The sequence below is a fragment of the Nostoc sp. genome (genome assembly GCF_036919575.1).
Lineage (GTDB): Bacteria > Cyanobacteriota > Cyanobacteriia > Cyanobacteriales > Nostocaceae > Nostoc.
Window position 1 is genome coordinate 26,201 of record NZ_JBALBY010000084.1, and the last position, 21,313, is coordinate 47,513.

At 45.5% G+C, this 21,313-nt stretch carries 18 protein-coding genes and 3 pseudogenes; 8 read left to right on the forward strand and 13 right to left on the reverse strand.

From position 1 onward, the window contains the following. Positions 1 to 64 precede the first annotated feature (64 nt). On the forward strand, positions 65 to 352 hold the full coding sequence (locus V7K27_RS22130) for a helix-turn-helix domain-containing protein (RefSeq protein WP_334950224.1): 288 nt from the start codon (positions 65 to 67) through the stop codon (positions 350 to 352). A 76-nt stretch (positions 353 to 428) separates the two neighbouring features. On the opposite strand, the gene V7K27_RS22135 is transcribed toward V7K27_RS22130, so the two are convergent. From V7K27_RS22135 to V7K27_RS22145, 3 genes are all read right to left on the reverse strand, one after another. Continuing rightward, positions 429 to 1,526, reverse strand: a complete 1,098-nt coding sequence (locus tag V7K27_RS22135; protein WP_334950225.1) for an alpha/beta hydrolase family protein — start codon at positions 1,524 to 1,526, stop codon at positions 429 to 431. Between the two features lie 734 nt (positions 1,527 to 2,260). Continuing rightward, complete coding sequence (locus V7K27_RS22140; protein ID WP_334950226.1) at positions 2,261 to 3,031, reverse strand: hypothetical protein; 771 nt, start codon at positions 3,029 to 3,031, stop codon at positions 2,261 to 2,263. Positions 3,032 to 3,137: 106 nt separating this feature from the next. Further along, on the reverse strand, positions 3,138 to 3,482 hold the full coding sequence (locus V7K27_RS22145; RefSeq protein ID WP_334950227.1) for a hypothetical protein: 345 nt from the start codon (positions 3,480 to 3,482) through the stop codon (positions 3,138 to 3,140). A 158-nt stretch (positions 3,483 to 3,640) separates the two neighbouring features. Here V7K27_RS22145 and V7K27_RS22150 point away from each other — a divergent pair, with 158 nt between their 5' ends. Then, positions 3,641 to 4,036 (forward strand): transposase family protein, encoded by a 396-nt coding sequence (locus V7K27_RS22150; RefSeq protein ID WP_334950228.1) that lies wholly within the window; start codon positions 3,641 to 3,643, stop codon positions 4,034 to 4,036. Between the two features lie 32 nt (positions 4,037 to 4,068). Beyond that, the gene (locus V7K27_RS22155; protein WP_334950229.1) at positions 4,069 to 4,194 is read left to right on the forward strand and encodes a hypothetical protein; all 126 of its coding nucleotides are present in this window, start codon (positions 4,069 to 4,071) and stop codon (positions 4,192 to 4,194) included. An 85-nt stretch (positions 4,195 to 4,279) separates the two neighbouring features. Here the strand turns inward: V7K27_RS22155 and V7K27_RS22160 are convergent, their stop codons facing one another. The 9 genes from V7K27_RS22160 to V7K27_RS22200 form a co-directional block, all read right to left on the reverse strand. Then, positions 4,280 to 5,092 carry a tyrosinase family protein gene (locus V7K27_RS22160; RefSeq protein WP_334950230.1) on the reverse strand — a complete coding sequence of 271 codons (813 nt, stop codon included), beginning with the start codon at positions 5,090 to 5,092 and terminating at the stop codon, positions 4,280 to 4,282. A gap of 173 nt (positions 5,093 to 5,265) precedes the next feature. Continuing rightward, on the reverse strand, positions 5,266 to 5,553 hold the full coding sequence (locus tag V7K27_RS22165; RefSeq protein ID WP_334950231.1) for a hypothetical protein: 288 nt from the start codon (positions 5,551 to 5,553) through the stop codon (positions 5,266 to 5,268). A gap of 361 nt (positions 5,554 to 5,914) precedes the next feature. Beyond that, a complete protein-coding gene (locus V7K27_RS22170; protein WP_334950232.1) occupies positions 5,915 to 6,073 on the reverse strand; it encodes a hypothetical protein in 159 nt (52 codons plus the stop codon). Between the two features lie 29 nt (positions 6,074 to 6,102). Continuing rightward, on the reverse strand, positions 6,103 to 6,438 hold the full coding sequence (locus V7K27_RS22175) for an SH3 domain-containing protein (RefSeq protein WP_334950233.1): 336 nt from the start codon (positions 6,436 to 6,438) through the stop codon (positions 6,103 to 6,105). A 421-nt stretch (positions 6,439 to 6,859) separates the two neighbouring features. Next, positions 6,860 to 7,615 (reverse strand): SDR family oxidoreductase, encoded by a 756-nt coding sequence (locus V7K27_RS22180; RefSeq protein WP_334950234.1) that lies wholly within the window; start codon positions 7,613 to 7,615, stop codon positions 6,860 to 6,862. A 188-nt stretch (positions 7,616 to 7,803) separates the two neighbouring features. After that, entirely contained in the window at positions 7,804 to 9,330 is a 1,527-nt protein-coding gene (locus V7K27_RS22185; RefSeq protein ID WP_334950235.1) for an alpha/beta hydrolase, read from the reverse strand. A 316-nt stretch (positions 9,331 to 9,646) separates the two neighbouring features. Then, entirely contained in the window at positions 9,647 to 11,872 is a 2,226-nt protein-coding gene (locus tag V7K27_RS22190; RefSeq protein WP_334950236.1) for a prolyl oligopeptidase family serine peptidase, read from the reverse strand. Between the two features lie 47 nt (positions 11,873 to 11,919). Further along, complete coding sequence (locus tag V7K27_RS22195; protein ID WP_334950237.1) at positions 11,920 to 12,222, reverse strand: alcohol dehydrogenase catalytic domain-containing protein; 303 nt, start codon at positions 12,220 to 12,222, stop codon at positions 11,920 to 11,922. Further along, on the reverse strand, positions 12,170 to 12,553 hold the full coding sequence (locus V7K27_RS22200; protein WP_334950248.1) for a cupin domain-containing protein: 384 nt from the start codon (positions 12,551 to 12,553) through the stop codon (positions 12,170 to 12,172). Before V7K27_RS22200 ends, V7K27_RS22195 begins: the two co-directional genes overlap by 53 nt. A 1,332-nt stretch (positions 12,554 to 13,885) precedes the next feature. Between V7K27_RS22200 and V7K27_RS22205 the strand changes: the two genes are divergently transcribed. From V7K27_RS22205 to V7K27_RS22215, 3 genes and pseudogenes are all read left to right on the forward strand, one after another. After that, positions 13,886 to 15,259 (forward strand): SulP family inorganic anion transporter, encoded by a 1,374-nt coding sequence (locus tag V7K27_RS22205; protein WP_334950238.1) that lies wholly within the window; start codon positions 13,886 to 13,888, stop codon positions 15,257 to 15,259. Positions 15,260 to 15,591: 332 nt separating this feature from the next. After that, positions 15,592 to 16,626 (forward strand): annotated as a pseudogene (locus V7K27_RS22210) (IS1634 family transposase); the annotation flags it as partial. Beyond that, positions 16,627 to 17,242 (forward strand): annotated as a pseudogene (locus tag V7K27_RS22215) (IS4 family transposase); the annotation flags it as partial. It abuts the pseudogene before it with no gap. Between the two features lie 173 nt (positions 17,243 to 17,415). On the opposite strand, the pseudogene V7K27_RS22220 reads toward V7K27_RS22215, so the two are convergent. Then, positions 17,416 to 18,645 (reverse strand): annotated as a pseudogene (locus V7K27_RS22220) (ISAzo13 family transposase). A 252-nt stretch (positions 18,646 to 18,897) separates the two neighbouring features. Here V7K27_RS22220 and V7K27_RS22225 point away from each other — a divergent pair. Further along, positions 18,898 to 19,140 carry a hypothetical protein gene (locus tag V7K27_RS22225; RefSeq protein ID WP_334950239.1) on the forward strand — a complete coding sequence of 81 codons (243 nt, stop codon included), beginning with the start codon at positions 18,898 to 18,900 and terminating at the stop codon, positions 19,138 to 19,140. 208 nt (positions 19,141 to 19,348) lie between these two features. Continuing rightward, on the forward strand, positions 19,349 to 20,950 hold the full coding sequence (locus tag V7K27_RS22230) for an outer membrane protein assembly factor BamB family protein (RefSeq protein ID WP_334950240.1): 1,602 nt from the start codon (positions 19,349 to 19,351) through the stop codon (positions 20,948 to 20,950). The last annotated feature ends 363 nt before the right edge of the window (positions 20,951 to 21,313 follow it).

Below are 21,313 nucleotides of genomic sequence, written 5' to 3' on the forward strand. Positions count from 1 at the left end.
ACATCTCCAAAATAGTAACATTCTGTGGTACAAAAACATCAAATAGCTTTTTTGACACAGAAGCATGAGCGACATACTGAATCATATTGAAGAAAATCCTAAAAAAACAAAGCGGTTAATTGGTCTGGAGTACGAACAGTTACAACAATTAATTCAAAATGCGGAGCGATTACATCATGAAAAACAAGAGTTATTAGAATTCAAAAAAGTTAGAATTATTGCTGGTGGTGGAGGTCGTAAACCAAAATTATCGCTCAGAGAACAAATAATTTTAACGTTGGTTTCTCTCCCGCATCTGACTACATTTGAGTTTCTTGGTATCCAGTTTGGGGTGAGTGAGTCAACTACTTAAGTTATTTGTATGAATAATAAATTTATTCAACAACACCAAGTAATCACTACTTACCCCAACTTATTGAGCCGATACTCTAAAACTTTAAGACTTTATTTTTAACTAGTTTTTGCTTTTTGCGATTGAGTGAACTTGCACCTATCACGCCTAATCCTAACAAACTAACTACAGAAGTGTATTCAGGTATAGGTTTGACAACGCTCTCCACACTTACTTTTTGATCCAAAGCATCACCTGTGTTGAAGACATAATCAAGTGCATTTTTGTCGTTGAGTGCAGTTCCTCGTAAGAACAGCGCACTCCAACGGGCAATAGTTTCAATTGCCACATCTTGGTTTATGGTTGGTCTAACAGTTTCACGTATGAGATTGTCTTCATTGGTAATGCCATAGTGGTTAGCACCAGGGATGGTGATAAAAGCCTTGGGAGGGTCTTGAATGCCTGCGTATGTTTCTTGAGCATTAGCGGGATTTGCCACACCATCTCGATTACCCTGTACTAGAGCAATGGGTATGCCATCATTGTCAATAATCGGAAGCCCTCCACTACTTTGGCCAATCCTGAAGTTAGTGCCATAAAATACACCAGCTTTCAATTCTTTGGGTCGAGTAAAATTTCCAGTGCATAAGGTAGGAAAACATTGACCTTGAATCGCCGCTATTCCTACTGCTCCACCAAATGAGTGTCCTAGTAAGACTAAGGTACTAGGGTCGAGTGAATTAGCAATAGGTGATGAAGGTATAGATTTCTCAGTCTGTATGTAAGTTAGTACATCATTTAATTGCTGTTGTTCAGCAATTAATCCTGTAACCGCACCCGTTGGACTGATTGCTGTTCTCAAGTGGTTAGGCACTACGACGACAAAGCCATAACGTGCCACTGTGTTAGCAAATGTTGAGTAATCTGATTTGTCAACCAGCGCCCCCTGCAATAACAACGCAATCGGCAATGAATTCTGCTGAGTCTGTGTACTAGATAAAACTGGATAGTAAATATCAGTGCTATCTACACCACCGTCAGTTCTAGGAATGTTCGTAGAGTAACTGACTGCACTCTCAAAAAGAGGAGCAGGGTTGAATGTAGCACCCACAGCACTTCGCTCTACTCCCAGAGTGATCATCAATGCTCCTACTATAGCCACCGATGATTGCTTCTTTGAGGAGAAAAAATTCATGGCTTTATACCTCTTGTGTTGCTCACTCTGAACATTTTACAGACCGCCCGGACACTAAGTACTCTAGTTGCTGTATTCAATGTAGAGCAGCCAAATTTTTATTACTACTGCTATTAAGACTATCTAATAGCAGAAGTAATATTTTTTCGCATTGCAAAAGCCCCCCAGCGTTGGGTAAATCGGCTCACGTATTCCTGACAAATATCAGCAAGGGAGGCGGTTACAGTTTTGTTAAGCTTTCGTACTGCTAGAAAGCATTACAATTCTCAAAGCTTTAGTTTAATTACTCCCGATTCGCCTATTTTTTCAGGAGTTAGAAGAAAGGATACTCAGGGGTAAAGGATTGACCACCAAGTAACGTATGCGAGATTATATTGTTTGATAAAATGTTCGGTTTCAAACCTAGATTTATTTGGTTCCTATACAGTCTGTTCTCAAAAAGCTTTCCAAATGCTTCTAATTGGTCTTCTTATGGTCAATATAACAACCAGACGTTTGAAATCGAGTATATACAATAGTCTGATTGATGGTTGAATTGTATAATTTGATTAAATACGACACAAAAAGTAGTCAAAATAATTTCGCAATATAACTCTTTTGAGAAATTAACCAAGAAAGCGATGCCTGCGGCGGGCTACGTCTACGCATCAGTACCCGGATTTCTCACAAGTGTGAAAAAATCATTGAGATGAGTAAAATTTAGGAAAATATATTTTATAGAACCCATTTGACATCTAAGAAGCGGCTGCAAGCCTTTTCAGCATCAGTCTAATAAAACAAAGATTGAGCTTGGCAGTCGTATTAACCAAAGTTCTTTCAAAGTTCTTGACGAGGATTTTACATCTTTCCATCCAAGCATTTGACCGCTCAATTACCCATCTGGCCGCAACTGGAACAAATCCAGATTTACCTTGGGCTTCCTTGTCTTGTTTCGATGGTTTTACTGAGAGTTCAAACTGAATGTAGCGATCGAGTGTCAACTTAGAACGGTCTACTGCGTCGAACGATTTGCCCGCTCCTGGCTGCTCCCAGTTAACCACAACAAAGTGATCATCTAGCCCCGCTAGTGCGCTTCTCTCGGTGACAAGTTGGCTACCACCAGGGCCACCTGCCAGAAAAAGCAACCCTGGATTGTGCGAGTCCTTGCCGCGAATCGTGATCCATTCTTCAGCGCCGCCGAGGTTCACTTTTTCTAGGACGGCAATGCTGTTGGGTATGGGTTTGCCGTTTGTATCGAGAATAGGAGGGGTGGACGCGAAGAGTTGTGAAGCGAAAATGGCGAGGAGAGCGATCGCAAAAAATCCTGCAAGCTCGGCAAGCATCACGCGCACGGTAAAGCCAAGCCGAAACACCGCAACAAACAGCGCTACTTCTGCCATTGCAAATAGAATCAGGAGCGATACGGGAACGCTGGTGCTAATGGGTAGCAATGCTACTGGTAAGATCGCTAGAGCAATCAAGATGCCTACTAGAATTCGTAGCGATATCAGTGCGATCGCTTTCACATTTCTGTAAACAAGACTATGCCTTGTATGCTACTACTCTGCCATCTTAGCACCTTGCAAGGTGGCACGAGCCTAGACACAGTGCCGCCGCTGCTACACTCTAGAGTTACTCTCTAGCAGTGCGACTTAAATTCCGGCGGCAGATGCGGCTTAATCCGGTAAATACAACGACTCCCAGTGCTGAATAGATTATCGTCATAATCCAAGACATCTCATTTGGATTTGCTGCATAAAGCGCAAGTTGGAAGAAGCCGATCTGACATGGAGTAAACGCGATCGCAGCAACGGCAAAATATCTAGACAGCCAGACTCGCCTTGAACCGCTTCGTGGGTTGACAGAGTGTGTCAGCACCGCAGCCAAAGCACTGAGCAACAGCAATAATAAAACGACAGGTAGCCAACCGATAATTAGCACAAGGATAAAACCACCGAAAATTCCAATGTTGTTCATAAATTTGATTAGTTATTGGACGGGGAGAATAAGCAGAGTTAGCGCGTCTCAAAACCTATTGACAAGAGAACTTACCTGATCAGCGATAAGGTGGAAAACAAAGTGACACCATCTGAGGTAGGGTAAGATTTAATTCATCGAACTGCCATATCAAAGTAATGTCAACAGGATTTGAGAAGAAGAAGCGTAAAACTAAAACATCTTTTGCAGCCAGCGTAGATAGCTTTGACATTACCAGTAAGTTTCAGGAATATTTCACAGAAGTGAAAGACCCCAGAGTGGAAAGAACGAGATATCATTTACTCACAGATATCATCACCATAGCGATTTTGGCAGTAATAGCAGGCGCGCAAGGTTGGGAAGATATTGAGGAGTATGGACAACAGAAACGGCAGTTGTCAGTCTCAAGACTATCAGCAAGAACTTCTGGCGACATCTTTAGAGTTAAGGAGTGTGGCTGTCCAAAAGCTAGCCACACTCTTAATTTTTTTGCGATCTCAATACCCTTGGGTTTCGATATTTCCATGAAATATTTAAGCTTTGACTACGCTTAACTTTAACGTCTCGGCTTCGCTCGACGTTAAAAATGCTTCCAGAAATCCCTGAGCCTATTTTATTAGCCCAGATTTTTGCCAACTTACTTATGCAAGGACGTATTCATCCCACTTTTACAGATGTTGATCCCTCGCAAATTGGCTACGGTATTGACTAAACGTAGGTATAGCCGAGCTTTCTATAGTTGAGAACATCTATGGGTCTAGCCCTTGACTTGGTGGCGATTCCGTCCCAAGGATACATTAGGTCATAAAGATTATGTCCTGAAGGCCCCTCACCAGTGGGTAGATATTGTTGAGTCGGGTTTTTGTCTTGCCATATTGCCCAAAGCCGATCCACATTACAATGATGTAAATGAAGACAGGATCATTTGGCGAAATATTCACATTTAGCATATCGCCACCAATCCAAGCGTGTTCTTGGTTATGTAATTGTGAGAAGGAGCCATCTGGAGCAAGGAAGCCTTCCAAGCGATTCCGATGACTAGGACTACTTTCAATGTTCCACGGAGAGCCATCATAAGGAGTTTCTCCCAGTGCAATATTCACATCTGTTTGATTTGGTACGTTAGAATTGAATAGAGCAAACTGGCGTTGTAAACCTCCTTTCGGGCTGCCATCAATATTAATAGTTATCCATTGATCAACAGCAAACGGCCCTGTTTTGACTAAGTAATTATCTTGAGGATCACCATTACCACCCAAGAAGTTACTAGCCCAAAGTGGTGAGTTGAAAGGATCATTTGTGTCTTGAGTCCAGTCCCAATAAGGAATTGTTAAGTCTGGCACTGCTTTTCGTAATTGTTTTTCAAATGCTAAAAGGTAATAACGATGCCAAGCAAGAAAGGCAGGCCCGACGTGAGCGGGATTGCGAAATCCTCTAGGATCAGTGGGATCTGTACGTTGAGTGGTTTTACTATGCCAAAGTACATATTCATCGTAGATACTACGACCAGTAATAGGGCTAATCTTGGCTTTGAGTTTTTTAACTGCTTTGATATAGTTTTGTTTTTGTTGTTGAGTTAAATCTCTAATATTCTTACGTACATTTTTCATGTTACACCTGATATAAATTGCAAACTTTTCTTGGTATATCCAACTATCTGAATTGAACTTTTACTCAATATGGGGGTCGATTTCTACTTCTTGATCAGGAAACTTTAACTTTAAATATATTAAAGTTTCTGCAACTTTCTTTGGGCTTTCATAGCTGCCAAATAAAATCGGTGTTACATATTTTTTTGTTTTTTATGTTGATTTATTCTCACTTCCTTGCCATCAATAAATAATTGTGTAGATGTGTCAAATATATTATCTACAACTGCGCTCCTTTGAAACCCTGGATTGGTTATAATCTTATATTTTCTACCTTTATATACTTCCTCAGATATTTCTTGAGCTTGAGCTTTACTAATGAAGAAATTTTTCAGGAATGGAAAACTGCTTGCAACTGCTGCTCCAGCAATCGAGAGGCTGATTACACTGATAAATTGCCGACGAGGAAATCTAGAAAACATTGAGTTTTTTCCTTCAAAATAATTGTCTAGGAACTACCAATATTGCTTTCACAAAATGTAGGGGTTTAAATCCCCAGCTTCTATTAAGCCGCAAATGTTGTGTCGGGGTCAAAACCCCGTTACAACATGTAATTGCGAATGGGCGAAAAAGCGAATTGGTTTAACGGCTTATGTAAAAACAATTTATCTTTTTACATAAGTTAAGTGGTGGCATTGCGAAAGTTGTTGCGTCTATCAAATCACAGTGCCAACCCAGTCAGTAGTTTGTTGAAAGTTTGCAAAAGCCTGATTTAATTCAGACTTTGTTCGAGTCAGCCCAATAGAGGGTATTAAGTGAAAGCCCGGTGCGATCGCTCAGATATTATTGGGTAAAATGCTTGCCCCAAGTCTCCTCAGATTCTGCTTGCTGTTTTGCAGCTTGAAATTGCTGCCACTCTTGAGGTGATAAGATCGCCCCTCGAACCCGCCCATGAGAGGAACTACCGTTCCTAGATTTGCCTGCTAAATAAACTTTAGGCAAAGTTTTTCTTGAAAGTTATGCAGTGTATTTCAATCCCCAGCCATTTCCAGGTAACGAAAATAAATCCAACCAGGACGATCAGCAAGCTTTACCCATTCGCGAGAAGACTTGGTTACTCTGACATTGACATCATGTTGGTAAGGAATTGCACCGATTTTTTGATAATTAGAACCAGGACCAGAGCGGATGGCAACTCCAATTGTGGCAGTTACCAACACTGTGCAAACAGGATTGATACGTGGTCTTAGCCGACATAGTTGTTCTGCTGGGCTTTGAGCTTGAGTAGCAACGGCTGGCACAGTTCCGCCTGCAATTAGTGTTAAAAATGCTAAGGCAGTCAGTTGTTTGTTGAATTTAAGCAGCATATATTTTACTTCGTTTGTACAACGTCTCCATGTATTATTTCTTAACAAAACAGAATTCAAGAGTCAGGAGCCAGAATTCAGAATAGAATTCTGTGCGACTGGCGAATGAATAAATGGGTTTAAGTCCCCCACTAAATCGGAGATTTAGTGGTCTTCAATGAGTGAAAACAGCATATTTAACCCTTCGGTCATCGTGGGATGAGTCAAGACTCCATCGCGCAGAACGGTATAGGACATCTGAGCCTACATCACCATTTGTACCGTCGAAATTACTTCACCTGCTTCAAGACCCAAATCTTTGCAACTAATCATTTGATCCACCACCTTAAAATTGCAGAGTTGACCATCACTTATAGGAAGCATCGTGATTTGATTTGTTTATGGATCGATTCACTGTGATGCCACCATCAACAATCAAAAATTAACTCACTGTATATCCGCCATCGATCGCTAAGGGTTGTCCCGTAATGTAGCTGGCAGCATCAGAGCAAAGGAAAACAACTACCTGAGCAATTTCCGTTGCCTGACCGATCCGACCCATCGGAACCATCGATCCGAGATCGTCGAACGTGATGCCCATCTGCTCAGCGCTACGAGCCATCAGGTCAGTCGCAATTGGGCCAGGATTGACGGCATTAATCCGGATGCCCTGTTTGGCATAATCGAGGGCAGCCGATCGTGTCAGCCCCATCACCGCATGTTTGCTGGCAACGTAGGGAGAAATCCCTGGAAGCGCAACCAAACCATTTGTTGATGAGTTGTTCACGATCGCGCCTGAACCTTGGGTCAGCATCTGCTGAATTTCATATTTCATACAGAGGAATAGCCCTCGCGCGTTGACCGACAGGATCTTGTCAAAATCCTCAATCGATTGTTCATGCAGTGGTGTAACCACCCGATCGATCCCAGCATTGTTAAAGGCACAATCGAGTTTGCCGTAGGTGGCAATTGCCTTTTGCACCAAGGCTTGCACATCGGCTTCACTCGATACATCAGATGCCACAAACAAGCATTCCGCCCCAGTCTCGCGAACCAAATCAGCAGTTTCTTCACCTTCTACACTAGGGATGTCTGAGAAAACGACTTTTGCGCCCGCGGCCCCAAAGGCGATCGCCGTTGCTCGACCAATTCCTGATGCGCCTCCAGTGACTAACGCCACTTTATCTTGCAGTATCATCCTGTTTCTCCTGTTTCAATCAATACTGACCTTCAGCTCCAAATCAAACTCCGATCTTAGTTTGTTAGCACTTACGCATTGACAGAAATAGAGTGGTGTAGGGCAGTGCCATTTCATTTCGTTCCTTTCTTCGTGATTGTGCGTCCGGGTGTAACATCAGCCTGCTAATCAGCACGCCGTCAGCAATGTCAGAGGGTGCAAGTTACCCCATCGGCGGGCGTCTTCAGGTTGATAAGGTAGTCGGCAGCGATGTTGTTAACACACGCATTGCCGCCGATGAGAGCCACACCGTGCTGTTCGCCCTCGACGGTCAGCAGGCTCGCACCGAGCGTTTTAGCGAGGCTGATACCGCCTTCGTGCGGGGTGACCGGATCGCGGGTGACCGACACGACCAAGGTTTTCGGGAGTCCTTTGATGTTCTGAGCGTAGGGGTAGCCGAGGGTGGGCTTCACTGGAAAATGCTCACAAACATCGCGGGCGTTGACGGTCCGGCCAGTCTCCATCAAGGGCGCGACCTTGTAAATGTCGCGCTTCATCGCAGTCTCCTGCTCGGGCGTGTGGCGATCCTCGTCGAGGCAGTTGATGACCAGAATGGCATCGGGGACTTTGCTATAGGTGCCGTCGGCATTGCGCTGGTTATTGAAGTCACGTACGAGCATTAGGGTGGCACCGCTTCCGGCCTTAAGTTCGGCAATGCCCTTAATGATCGCAGGCCAGCCCGCTTCGCTATAGAGGGTGGGAACCACACCGTCCATGGCAGCGGTGTAGGTGAGGTTGCGTCCATCTGCGGTGGGTATGGGTTTATCAATCAGCGGTTGCACGATCTGCTGAAAGACAACGGTGGCTTGCTTAGGATCGGTACCGAGCGGACAAGTTGGGGTCTTGGCGCAGAAGGCCGCCATGTTGTCGAAGGACCGCTGGAAGCCCGCAAACTGGACGAGGCGACGCGCGGTGGTGCGGGTGGTGGGGTCGATCGCGCCGTCGAGCACCATGGCCCGCACGTTCTGCGGAAAGGTCTCGGCGTAAACCGCGCCGAGCCGGGTACCGTAGCTGGTGCCGAGAAAGGAGAGCTTGTCATCGCCGAGCACAGCACGGAGTACGTCCATGTCGCGCACCACATCGCGCGTGCCGACGTGAGCCAGCACGTCCTCGCCGCCGGAACGCCTGGCGCATTTTTGGTACAACTGACGGGTCTCATCCTCGGTCCAGTCCTCGACTCCAGAGGAGATTTTCACGTCGGCCCCTCGTTCGGCATCGGTGAAGCATTCGAGTGTCGGTGTCGAGGCCCCGACCCCACGCGGGTCGAACCCGATCAGGTCGAACCGCTCTGTGATCGGGTGCTCACCCAGAGCGGTCGCCACTAGGACGGCGTGGCTCGTCCCGGGGAAGCCCGGTCCGCCGGGGTTGACCAGCAGGGAGCCGATTCGTTTGCTCGGCTTGCCCTTCGCCGATACGCGCAGCAGTGCAATCTGCGCGGTTCGCCCGCGGGGGTTCTGGTAGTCGAGCGGCACCTCAAGCCGGGCGCATTTGAAGGTGTTGTTGGCGAAGGTCTTAGCGTCGGCATCCGTGGTGGCGTAGCCCTCGCATGAGCCAAAGGTCAGCTTCTGGTCGTAGAAGCGTTTCAGCTTTGCAGGGACTTTTCCTCCTGGCTCTGACGGGTGACCGAGTGTGGGCTGTCCGCAGGCACTAAGAACGAGTATCACCGCCCCAATCATTAGCGAGCTTCGGACGTGGGGCTTGCTAGCAAGCATGGTTCTCCTCCTAGCGGGAACCGTTGGCTCTGAGCTGTGCATGGGTAGGCTACGATCTCGCTTGTGGTTAGAAAAAATGTGAGACATGGGGATAAACTCCTTCGAGCTAGTTGTTGATTCAAGTTGCTGATGGGTTCAGGTATCAACGAGGTCATCGATGACCCCACCAAAGCGCGGACTGTAAATTAGTTTGTTAGGACTTACGCATTGACGGAAATAGAGTGGTGTGAGGCTTACGCTTCTTCGATTAGTTCGACGTATGTTGATTTGTTTGACGCGATCACTTCGCTGGCTTCACCTTTAGCCCCGTCCAATGAGCGGCAAAAGCCCACATATCCGCCGTTTCCTCAATGATCTTGTCCGTGGGCTTGCCCGCTCCATGACCCGCGCGCGTCTCAACGCGGACGAGGTGCGGCTTGGAGCCGATATCCGCCGCCTGGAGCGCGGCGACATATTTGAAGGTGTGACCCGGCACCACGCGATCGTCCGTGTCGGCAGTAGTGGCAAGGATCGCGGGATATGCCTTGCCAGATTGAATGTTGTGATAAGGCGAATAATTGAAGAGGTTACGGAAATCCGTTTCCCGTGCCGGAGACCCATATTCATCTACCCATGTTTTCCCGCCCGTGAACTTGTCGAAGCGGAGCATGTCCATGACACCGACCTGGGGCAGCGCAGCGGCGAACAAATCCGGTCGCTGATTGACCACCGTACCGATCAGGAGTCCGCCATTCGACTTGCCATTAATGGCCAGTCCGCCTTGTGACGTGATGCCCTGCGCCTTCAGATACTCGCCCGCCGCGATGAAGTCGTCGAAGACGTTCTGCTTGTTCTGACGACGGCCCGCGTCGTGCCATGCCTTGCCATATTCTCCGCCGCCGCGAATATGGGCGATCGCGAACACCCCGCCCTGTTCGACCCACGCCAGCCGCTCGGGCGAGAAGGCGGGAGGTTCGCTGATGGCCCAGCCCCCATACGCATAGAGAAGGGTCGGTGCCGGATTGGTCACATCCTTGCGCCGGACGATAAACATCGGAATACGGGTGCCATCCTTCGACTTGTAGAAACGCTGTTCGACCGCGATCCGGCTGAGATCGCTCGCCACCTTTGCCTCGCTCCAGACGCGCGACGTGTTGCTCGCAACATCGTAGCGATAGATAATACCCGGAGTGTTGTAGCTGGTGAAGCCGAAGAAGGTTTCCTTGGTGTCCTGACCACCCTCAAAGCCACCCGCAGTACCGATACCAGGCAGTTTCACCATGCCGTCGGCCTTGCCATCGAGGGTGTAGCGTCGAACCTCGGTCTTCACGTCAACCAGATAAGAGAGCAGCAATCGTCCGCCGACCAGCGACGCGCTGTTGAGAACCGCGTCTTGCTCCGGCACCACATCCGTGATAACCGGATCGGCAGCGGCGATGTCCATCGTCACCACCTTGAGGCGGGGTGCATCCTTGCTGGTCATGAGCAAGAACTTCGTCCCCACATTGTCGATGACGCTCCATTGATTGTCGAGATTAGCGACCAGCTTACGGGGTTTCCAGTCGGCGCTCTTGAGATCTACCACGGTCAGCTCCATACGCAGTGAGATGGGCGAGGAAGTGATCGCGAGGTAACGCCCGTCTTTGGTAATGTTCAAGGATTGCAGCAGACTCGGCTGGTCGGGAGTTGCATAAACCAGCCGATCCTTCGCTTGAGGCGTACCGATCGCGTGAAAATAGACGGCATGATTTTCCACGCTTGCCTGGGACGCTTCGCCCTGCTTCGGTTCAGGGAAACGAGCGTAGAAAAAGCCGGAGCCGTCCTTAGCCCACGCGATGGTGGTGAACCTCGCCCATTTGACCTCATCGCCCTGCACCTTGCCTGTGTTTACGTCCAGCACCCGAATGGTGCGCCAGTCCGTGCCGCCATCCTGCACCGCATAGGCTAAACGCTTGCCGTCGTCGGATACCGACCATTCGGCCAGCGCGATCGCCCCGTCCTTTGCCCAACTGTTGGGATCGATCAGCACGCGCCCTGCGCCATCCACGCTGTCGCGGACATAGAGAACAGGCTGGTTCTCAACGCCGGAGGTACGGGAGTAGAAATATCGTCCGGCCTTTTTGACCGGAATGCTGAACTGCTCAGAGTTGTACAACTGTTTGAGCCGAGCTTTGAAGATATCTCGATATGCTGCCGGGTCGAGATAAGCATTGGTGACTTTGTTCTGTGATTCGACCCAAGAAGCGACTCCCTTATCGCTGCGAACGTCGTTTTCCAGCCAGCGATAGGGGTCGGCGATGGTCTTTCCGAAATGCTTATCGACGACATCGCCCCGCTTGGTTTCAGGATAGGCGATCGCAGGTATGGTTGCTGCGGAATCCGAGCAGGCGGAAACGAAATAGGTGGCAAAGAACAGCGGGAGAGCGAGAAGGGCTGCGCGGCGCATCGGTGTTTTTCGATATGAAAGTCGAAATCCAAAGAGGTCGAATTCTAGTACTTCTTGTCGTGATTTTACATTTTTGATCATGTCACTTACCCATGTATGGTTTGTTGAGTGAGTGGTCAGACGAGCGATCACACCCGCTCGGCTAGAACTTTTGATCGGAATTCACGCATACTGAGGTTGGTTGGTTTTTTTGCCAGTAGATCGGGATCAACTGCGGCAAATTCAGCGAGTGAACCTTGCAGTCCACCGACTCCACCCGTCAGTCCGTAGACCTGATCACCGACTTTAAACGCGGTGACATTTTGTCCAACTGCTTCAATGACCCCAGCCAGATCGGTTCCCAGCACGGCAGGGAGTACAGGTTTGGCATGGGGCGCTTTACTTGTGCGGATTTTGAATTTCGTCGCCGATCTCAAGGCAAATACGTTCAAACAGTTCCATATCCGGTGTTTCTTTCTCATCAAGTGTACCGACTGCTGCGATCAGCCGAGCAAAGCCACTTGGCGCAGCAACGACCAACACGCGAGCTGGCTGATCGTTAAGCACGGCGACGGTGGGGGGTGTGGCAGTAGGAATCAGGAAGCTTTCACCAGGGCTCAACAGAGCTTTGTTCTCACCTGCCCAAACCGTAAACTCCCCGGACAGTACATAGATTTGTTCAGAATAGCGTGTGTGGCGATGGAGGGGTATTTGTCTACTAGGAAGGAAGTAGCCTTCGATCAGATCGTACTGACCTGCGGTAGTTGTGTGATCTGCAATGATGCTGAGGCGAGAGCCAAAAAACCAGAGAGATGTGTCATTAAATTACTCATGTTAATTAATTGTTTGCGTAATCAGGAGCCGTCAAGAAATAATTTTTACGCTTGTTGATATCTATGAAGTTTACTGAGGAGCATCTCTAAGCCAATGAATGTCTCAGCTTGAGTTTCTTTTACTGCACATTTAATAGTTACAAATTTCTCGCAATATAACCTCTACCATTGGAACGTTTTAGTAGAAGTTATACAATTCACACACTATTTAAACCTTTTTTAAAAGATCATTGCTTTGGAAAATAATTTCTCCTTAGTCCTCGTAGTAATACTTTCACTACTAAATTGATGCAATTATATTGCAGTTTTTTATCGCAATTATAAACTGTAATTAAAACGTATTTTAACTGAGTTATCTGAAGGAGCGACGAAACTGTCCATACAGCGCTTCCAGCTATTATGCAATATAGTTTTCTCCTTCCCCCTCTCCTATCATCGCTTTCAGCTTTTAGGATGTACCTCATAGCTGCCGGAAGTGCTGTAAATGCTATTTTTGGGAATGTTTTCATTGATTGCATCTCTTACATTTCGTCAATGAAACAAAGGTAAATCAAGGGTTTCCGCAAATTGCTAGTTGGTGGTGTGATGTTGCTCCTTCTACAATTCCCAAATATGTACCATAAGGTACAGGAGCAATTAGGGTAATCTTTAGTATCATTGTTTACATAAGAGTAAAGATTGCCATAGCATTATAGGCGCTTGGCATTCAAGGACTCCGCAAGTAGCGAAAGTTCTAATCAGAAATGAAGACACAGCGGCCTGTGTTACCTTCTCATCACTGCATTATATACATGTCATTTGTAATAGGTGTACTTTGTATGCCCCGAAGCCGCTCTGTTCAACCAATAAAAACTTTGGCTAGCTAAAAAACCCGTAAAACTGTAACAAGAGTGTGTGAGGTATTTTATCACTGCTAGATTAAACCTCGTTTAAGGAAAATATAATATGCTACTCTACAGTGTTAGTGAGTTGGAATCTCTTCAGCAGCGAGCCGTATCATTTGAGACTTTCTGTAAGACTTCCTTGATGAAGAATCTAGAAACAACTCGACCCAAACTTTCAATAATTTGGGTCAAAGAATCAGATAACGTTCGTGAGTGGTTGGTTGCACGATGGGTTACCCAGGACTAAATAGTTAATAAATAGCAGGAATGAGCGGGGGTAAGATACCCTTACGAGCCATGTCTCCAAGACCTGAACTACCCCATGCATAAATGCAGGGGGTGATCGCCCCGTCTTGCTTCATCCCATTCTACTTCGACTCAAATCAGGAGCTTTCCCCATGAACCTGCTAAATAGCAAGACTGATTGGGTAAAACAACATCTGCTGCCCCAACTGTACCACGAACTGCATCCCACTCGCTTACTGCCTAACCTAACGGTTGGTTTAACAACTGGGGCGATCGGCGTACTCTTCGATCTTTCCTACGCGGTGCTGATCTTTTCTGGCAGTTTGTCTTCACATCTGTCTCCGGGAATTGGGCTAGTCCTGTTTAGTGCCGCCTCAACCCGCATCCTAGTTGCCCTAACCAGTTCCTTGCCGGGTATGGTGGCTGACTTAAGCACTGTTCCCACTGCAATTCTTGCTTGGAGCGTCGGAGCGATCGTTAAGAGCCTGCCGCCTACCACATCCGCCATTGAAGTGTGGATGACCGCATTAGCCACGATCGCGTTAACGTCTTTACTCACGGGTGCATTTTTGCTGCTGTTAGGTTGGCTGCGGCTAGGAAAACTGGTGCGATCGATGCCCAATGCTGTCATCGGTGGCTTTATTGCCAGCACGGGTTGGCTGCTGGTCAAAGGTGCGTTCAAGCTGATGACCGATCACCCGCTCGAACTAGCTCAACTGCCCGTCTTGCTGCAAGCTCACGTCTTGATGGAGTGGCTACCCGGACTGCTACTGGCACTTTATCTGCTGCTGATTTCTCATCTTCGGTCGCATCCCCTAATTCTCTCTGCAAGTTTGGTTGGCTCGATCGCCCTGTTCTACATTCTGCTCTCGCTCAGTGGCACATCTGCGGCGCAAGCTAGTAATCAGGGGTGGATATTAAACATTGCTGCCACTCCAAAGGCTCATAGCTCGCACTCTCACTTTCTTAATCTATGGCAGGTACACTGGAGCGCGATCGCGGCTCAGTGGATGTGTCTGGCAACCGTAGGTGTGACGGCGGCAATCTCGCTGTTGATGAATGTGAGTTCTCTCAAGCTGGTGACACAGCAGAAGATTGACATCAACCGAGAACTGACGATCGCCGGGATAGGTAATCTGGCGATTGGGCTATTTGGCGGCATTCTCAGCTTCCATTCCCTCAGCAAATCGATGTTGGCACATAAGATGGGAAGCAATCGGTTAGCCACATTAATTGATGCGGGAGTATTCCTAGTAGTCTCCACACTAGGGGTTTCGCTGCTCTCCTACTGTCCTAAGCTTGTTCTGGGCGGTTTGCTGCTGTTTTTGGGTTTGTCGCTGCTGATCGAGTGGGTCGTTATAGCTGGGTTTAAGTTATCGCTGAGAGACTATCTGGTGGTGCAAGTGGTGCTGGTTGTCAGTGCCACCGTTGGGTTTCTGCAAGGATTGACCGTGGGGTGGATAGCGGCGATCGGCTTGGTGGCTCTAGGCTGGGGTCAGACTCAATTAGCTAAATCTAGAACTTAGGAGGCAAGATGCCTGAAATCGAACTGTGACTTTACCGATCCGATAATTTTTCCGTCGCTGGAGACATACGATTTTCGCTAACAGTTTGGTTTAAAACCCACCTTCCGCACCCTAACTGTCACACATCAACAAAAAGCGGGCAAAGTAGTACACAAGAACTAAGTTGAATTCAAAAGTCAAGAGGCTTAATGATAAGAAATGGCATTAAACCTCTTGACTGGTCAGAAAATAAAGTTTTGTGATGAAGACAGAATCTATAGTGAAAAAAATTAATTGATCATAAAAAGATAAATGAGAGAATTGCAACAGAAGACGTGGAGAATACTGTTGTGATTTTGAATACCAAAGACATTGAAATTCAGAACATAGACCATTTAGGGATAATAGCAGGAATCATAGATGCGATAGGATTAGTAGAAACAATAAATGAATTAATAGGAGAGGAAAAAGGAGAAAAAGTCAGTCCTGGTCATGTAGTAAAAGCTATGATATTGAACGGCTTAGGATTTGTATCGAAGCCACTATATATGTTTCCCCAATATTTTAAAACAATAGCCTGTGAGCATTTAATAGGACCAGGAGTAAAACCAGAGTATCTAAATGATGATAAACTGGGGAGAGTCATGGATAAACTATTTATAAAAGGGCTAGATACAATATTTTTAAAAATCGCCTTAAATACGGTTAAAAAATTTAACATATCCCTGTTAACATCACACCTAGATTCGTCATCAATGCACGTACATGGGCAATATAATACCAGATTACCAGAAGTAATATTTGAGAATCAAAAAGTAGGAAATAACCAAGATTTAAAAGAATTAGAAGTAAAATCACCAAAAGAAATTACCATCACCTACGGTTATTCCCGTGACCACAGACCAGATTTAAAACAATTTATCATAGAACTAATATGTTCAGGGGATGGAGACATACCAATATTTTTGAAATTGGTATCAGGAAACCAGTCCGACTCATCATGCTTTGGTCAAATAGCAGTTGAGTATCAAAAACAAATAGAAGTTAATAGTCTCATAGTTGTAGACTGCGCTTTATATACAGAATCAAATCTGAAATTGATGTCAGCTTTACGCTGGCTATCTCGAGTGCCATTAACTATTAAATCAGCACAATCATTAATATCAACATTACCAGAATCGGAATTTATTGATAGTAATTTGCCAGGATACAGATTTGCTACAAAAACAGTCACTTACGCAGAAATAGAACAAAGATGGTTGGTAGTACAAAGCCAAGATAGAAGAGAATCAGACCTGGGTAAACTCTCACAGAAAATTATCAAGGCAGAGTCAAAAGCTGCTCAGGAGTTGAAAAAGTTATCACAAGATAAATTTGCTTGTGAAGCTTATAAGCAATTAGGATGTCGAGACAGGATTCTTAATTTATCGTTAATGGTGGCAGCAGTTTTAACCTTATTGTGGCGACAAGTTCCTGGCGTTCAAGAGTTAAATCGTTTGTTAGCATGAGAAGGTTTCTTATGGTGTCAAATTACCAAAGTTACCCAACAATCGCTGTCAGAAAGATTTTTAGTTTTCCCATCTGAATTATTTGAACGTGTCTTTAAAGATTTACTACCTCAATTACAACAGAATTGGCAACAAAGACAAAAGCTCCCATTGCCAGATAGTGTTAAATTTGCACTCTGTAATTTTGAACGAATTTGGATAGCTGATGGTTCTACTGTCTTAGGCTTTGTTCCGCAAGCTAAAAAGCCTGGAAGACTTGAAAGCAGGTCAACTAGCTGGTAAGATTTGTACAGTTATTGATTTGTTAACTCGCTTACCTATCGAAGTTTGGTTTCACACTAATCCCGCAGCTTCGGACACTAATTTTGAAGCAGCATTATTAAATTTACTGCCTGCTAAAACTCTGATTTTACTTGATAGAGGTTTTTATCATTTCCAATTTTTACAACAACTTAGGGACTTCCAAAGAATAAATTATTCCAAGAAAAACAAGAGACAGGTTTTCTCAAGAATGATAATCATTTTAGGGGGGAGAAAAGGGGTTGCCGAGGGCAACCCCTTTTCTCCCCCTCATGTATGCATGAAGAATCTATACACTTGTAGTCTGCTTTGAAGTTAAACAGTGTAAAATTAGTATGTTTTGTAGCTAAATAAATGCTGTTATTAAAATCAAATAACTTTTGTTTTACTACAATAAATATCAATAAACCAATTACCTAAATTTGGGAAAACTTCATGAGTAGAATCGGTTAGCCTGTCAATCTGTTTTTCAATTTGAGCCATAGCTTTTTTTGTAAGCTTTACCCCATTCTCATAAGTTTCGTGTACTAGCTTAACTACTGGATGAGAACCTTTCCATTTCATAGTACTAGCAAACTTTAAAGCCGTCTCCACTTCATCTAAAATGCTGCCATTCCAATGATTCTCTAGTATTGCCCATGTCCTTTCTATCGGATTATATTTACTATGATATGGAGGGTAGTAAGCTAAACGTATGTTTACTTGATGTTTGTGGGCAAACTCTACTATACGTTTCATAAATTGGGTACGACGTGAACTATTCTGCGGCCCATTATCTTGATTGAGAAGTAGGGTTTGAATATCAGAAAAACGATGCTTTTGTTCTAGCCAAAAATCCTCTAAAATATCAACAATAAAATCGCTTGTAACTTTCGATTCTGTAAAGTATAAAAATAGCTCATCAAGCTCTGGAAGAAATATACCATAGGGAGTTACAGTTGTTTTTGGATTATAATCATGGTCATCAGCTTTCGCCCCATCGCGGCTTTTACCTCCTCGGTCAAATGAGCCAATCTTAACGCGGGCTTTTCCGTCCATGCTTAGACGTAAAACATTCTTATCTTCATCTGCATCTTGATTTATTATGTCTAATTGCTCAAAGATTGCATCAGTTTGTGGGATTTTTTTGAGGTTGAATTTTCTTTACCCTTCTGAGCTTGTAACCTAAATTATTTAATTTGACTCGAATTGTTTCTGATGTATGTAAATTTTCATCACTATAACCATATTTTTCAATTAATTGCTTTCTGACTTCGGCTGCACTAAGTCTGCTATATAGTCTTTGACTTTTAAAACTAGGATCAGTTTGACTTTGCGAATCTACTATATTTTTTATATCTTCTAAAAGATTTGGCAAGTGTTCTTCTGCTTTATAACGCCCTTTGCCACTCATGTTATCAACACAAGTAATACCACTTTCTAATTCTCTTAAACATTCCTAATAGTATCTCGATTCCATCCTAATTCTGATTGTGCAAGCCTTTGCCCTCCTAGACCTAAGCCCTGAACTGTCTGTGCCATAAATTTGCGTTTTATTGTACCTTTTAATTGAAATGCAGTTTCAATCAACAACTTTTTGAGAGAATCAGTTAATACTATGGCCATCAGTTACCACACTCAAAAATAAGCGTCATTATTTAAATTACTACAAAAGGGGAATGAAGTGGCTGCCTACGGCAGCCACTTCATTCCCCTTTAAAATGATTATCATTATTGATAATGGAATAGTTTATTTTCTGGAAGTCCCTAGTTTGAAAACACGCCCTAGCCCCGGCCACCGCGATCGCAGCGGTGGGACTGATCCCGCACTCGCTGACGGCACTCATCGAATTCCAGGCTTACGCCCTCCTGATGTTCGGCGCATACATTCTCGGTCGGTCCTGGGTTAGCCCCGCAATCATCAGTACTCGGAACCGTCGTCAGGGTTACGTCCGTGGGCTACAACAGCTCGGTTGGCTGAGTCTGACCGCGCTCCCACTATTCATTGTCGGCGTGGGAGGCGTTCTCGATCCGCTACCTGGTTCATCCTCTGACCCAATGGTTGTTGTAGCGTCTGCCACTATCGACGAGCAATCCTATGTCAGTCGGAGATAAGTTTTGTATCTTACTTATTCAGTTTATACACTAATTCAATCACGGCTCTACTAACTTGAAAAGTGAACAGCAAAAAAACGGTCATTAGCCGATCGGGACGACAACATTGCCGATCGGCATCAATTTAGAATTCATAATATGGCTTTTTCACCAAAAGTACAGGAGAGCCATAACAGATTGTCTTTAGTAGTAGCAGTGGAACTTGGTAATGCTGACTAGAAGTTATTCATTTTGGAAACTGGCGGTCATAATCGTTACAGTGGCATCGATCCTGATCGTGCCGACGATTGGCAGTGGTGCCAATATAAAAAGTGAGTGGAGCTTGGGTGGTCAAAATCTAAACAATACCCGCTATCAAGCAACTGAAAAATACCTCAGTCCAGCGAACGTGGCGAACTTGTCCCCCAAATGGGTTTTTACAACCGGCGGCGACATCTCGGCGACACCAGCGGTAGTAGATGGAGCTGTATACTTGCCTGACTGGGGCGGTAACTTGTTCAAGATCGATGCACAGACGGGTACACAGATTTGGTCAAATCGTATTGCCAACTACATCAGCGACCCAAGTATCCCAAAAGCAGTTTCGCGTACAAGTCCAGCGGTCAAGGGGAACAAAGTGATTATCGGTAGTCAAGAAGGTGCTTTCCTGATGACAATTAACAAAAATACGGGAGAGCTAATCTGGAAGACAAAACTTGACGATCATCCAGACGCCATCATCACTCAGTCGCCGGCTATTTATGGCAACCGTATATACGTTGGGGTTGCCTCATTGGAGGAGGGAAATCCTAGCGCAGATCCAAATTACAAATGCTGCACCTTCCGTGGCAGCATGACGGCGGTCGATTTGACCACCGGAGAGATTTTGTGGAAGACTTACACCATACCGGACAACGGTGGTCAGCCAGGTGGCTACTCAGGCGTAGCAATATGGGGTAGCACACCAGCAATCGATCCTAAGCGCAAGTTGGTATACATCGCAACAGGTAATAACTACGATATACCCCAGACGGAAAAAGATTGCATCGCGAATTTCTCAACGCCCAGTGATCAGTCGCAGTGCCTCAACCCTGAAAATCATCTGGACTCGATCATGGCATTCGATCTCGATACCGGCGCGGTTAAGTGGGCGAGTAGGTTCCAAGGGTACGATGCGTTCAATCTTGCTTGCGTCCCAGGCTTCGATCCGACGAATTGCCCTGACCCAGCGGGAGAGGATTATGATTTCAGCCAAGCACCAATGCTCTTTACTGTTAAGAAGGCTGGAAGACGGCGCGATTTAGTTGGCGCTGTGCAGAAAAGTGGTATCTTTTGGGCGCTTGACCCAGATACCGGCAATGTTGTCTGGAGCCAAATCGCTGGTCCTGGTGCCACGCTCTTTGCACAGTGGGGTTCAGCCACGGATGGTCAACAAATTTATGTCGGGAACTTGAACACCGAATCTCAAGAGTACAAGCTACAGCCATCGGGTGAAACTACCACAGGTGGGTTATGGAGTGCGCTCGACGCAGCGACTGGCAAGATTATCTGGCAGACGGCAGATCCAGCAGGTGCTAGGGATGAGGCTCCAATGACAGTAGCCAATGGAGTTGTGTATGCTGGCTCAATGGCATCAGGGCAAGGCGCGAATAATATGTATGCATTGGACGCAAAGACTGGTAAGATTCTCTGGAGATTTAACAGTGGGGGATCAGTGGCGGCAGGTGCTGCGGTGGTTAATGGTACGGTGTATTGGGGCTCCGGCTACAGGCGCTACGATCCAAACGCATCACCTAATAATCAGTTCTACGCACTCACAGTCTCCAAATAGAGGGCAGGTAGTGTTGTAGAGTTATTTCCCATAACAAAGAACAGCTAGTGTGTCTACTAGGGTAGGAGAAATCTATGCTTAATAAGCTTTATCAGCGTCGTCGCTTTCTTCAAAATACCGCATGAAACCGAAACTCAACTAACTCCCCCAATTGATACTACTTTGGCTAAGAATCTGCATCTAAACGGATAATCAGATTATTGCCATCTTTTAACTAAAGTACAAAAAATTAGGAGAAAATCACTTGAATTGTTTAAATAAAAGGTTCTGTTCATGTACTATAAACTTAGTATTGTTTGATTTTCTGAATTAGTTGATTAATTACGACACAAAACTTATTCAAAATGATTTTTGCAATATAAA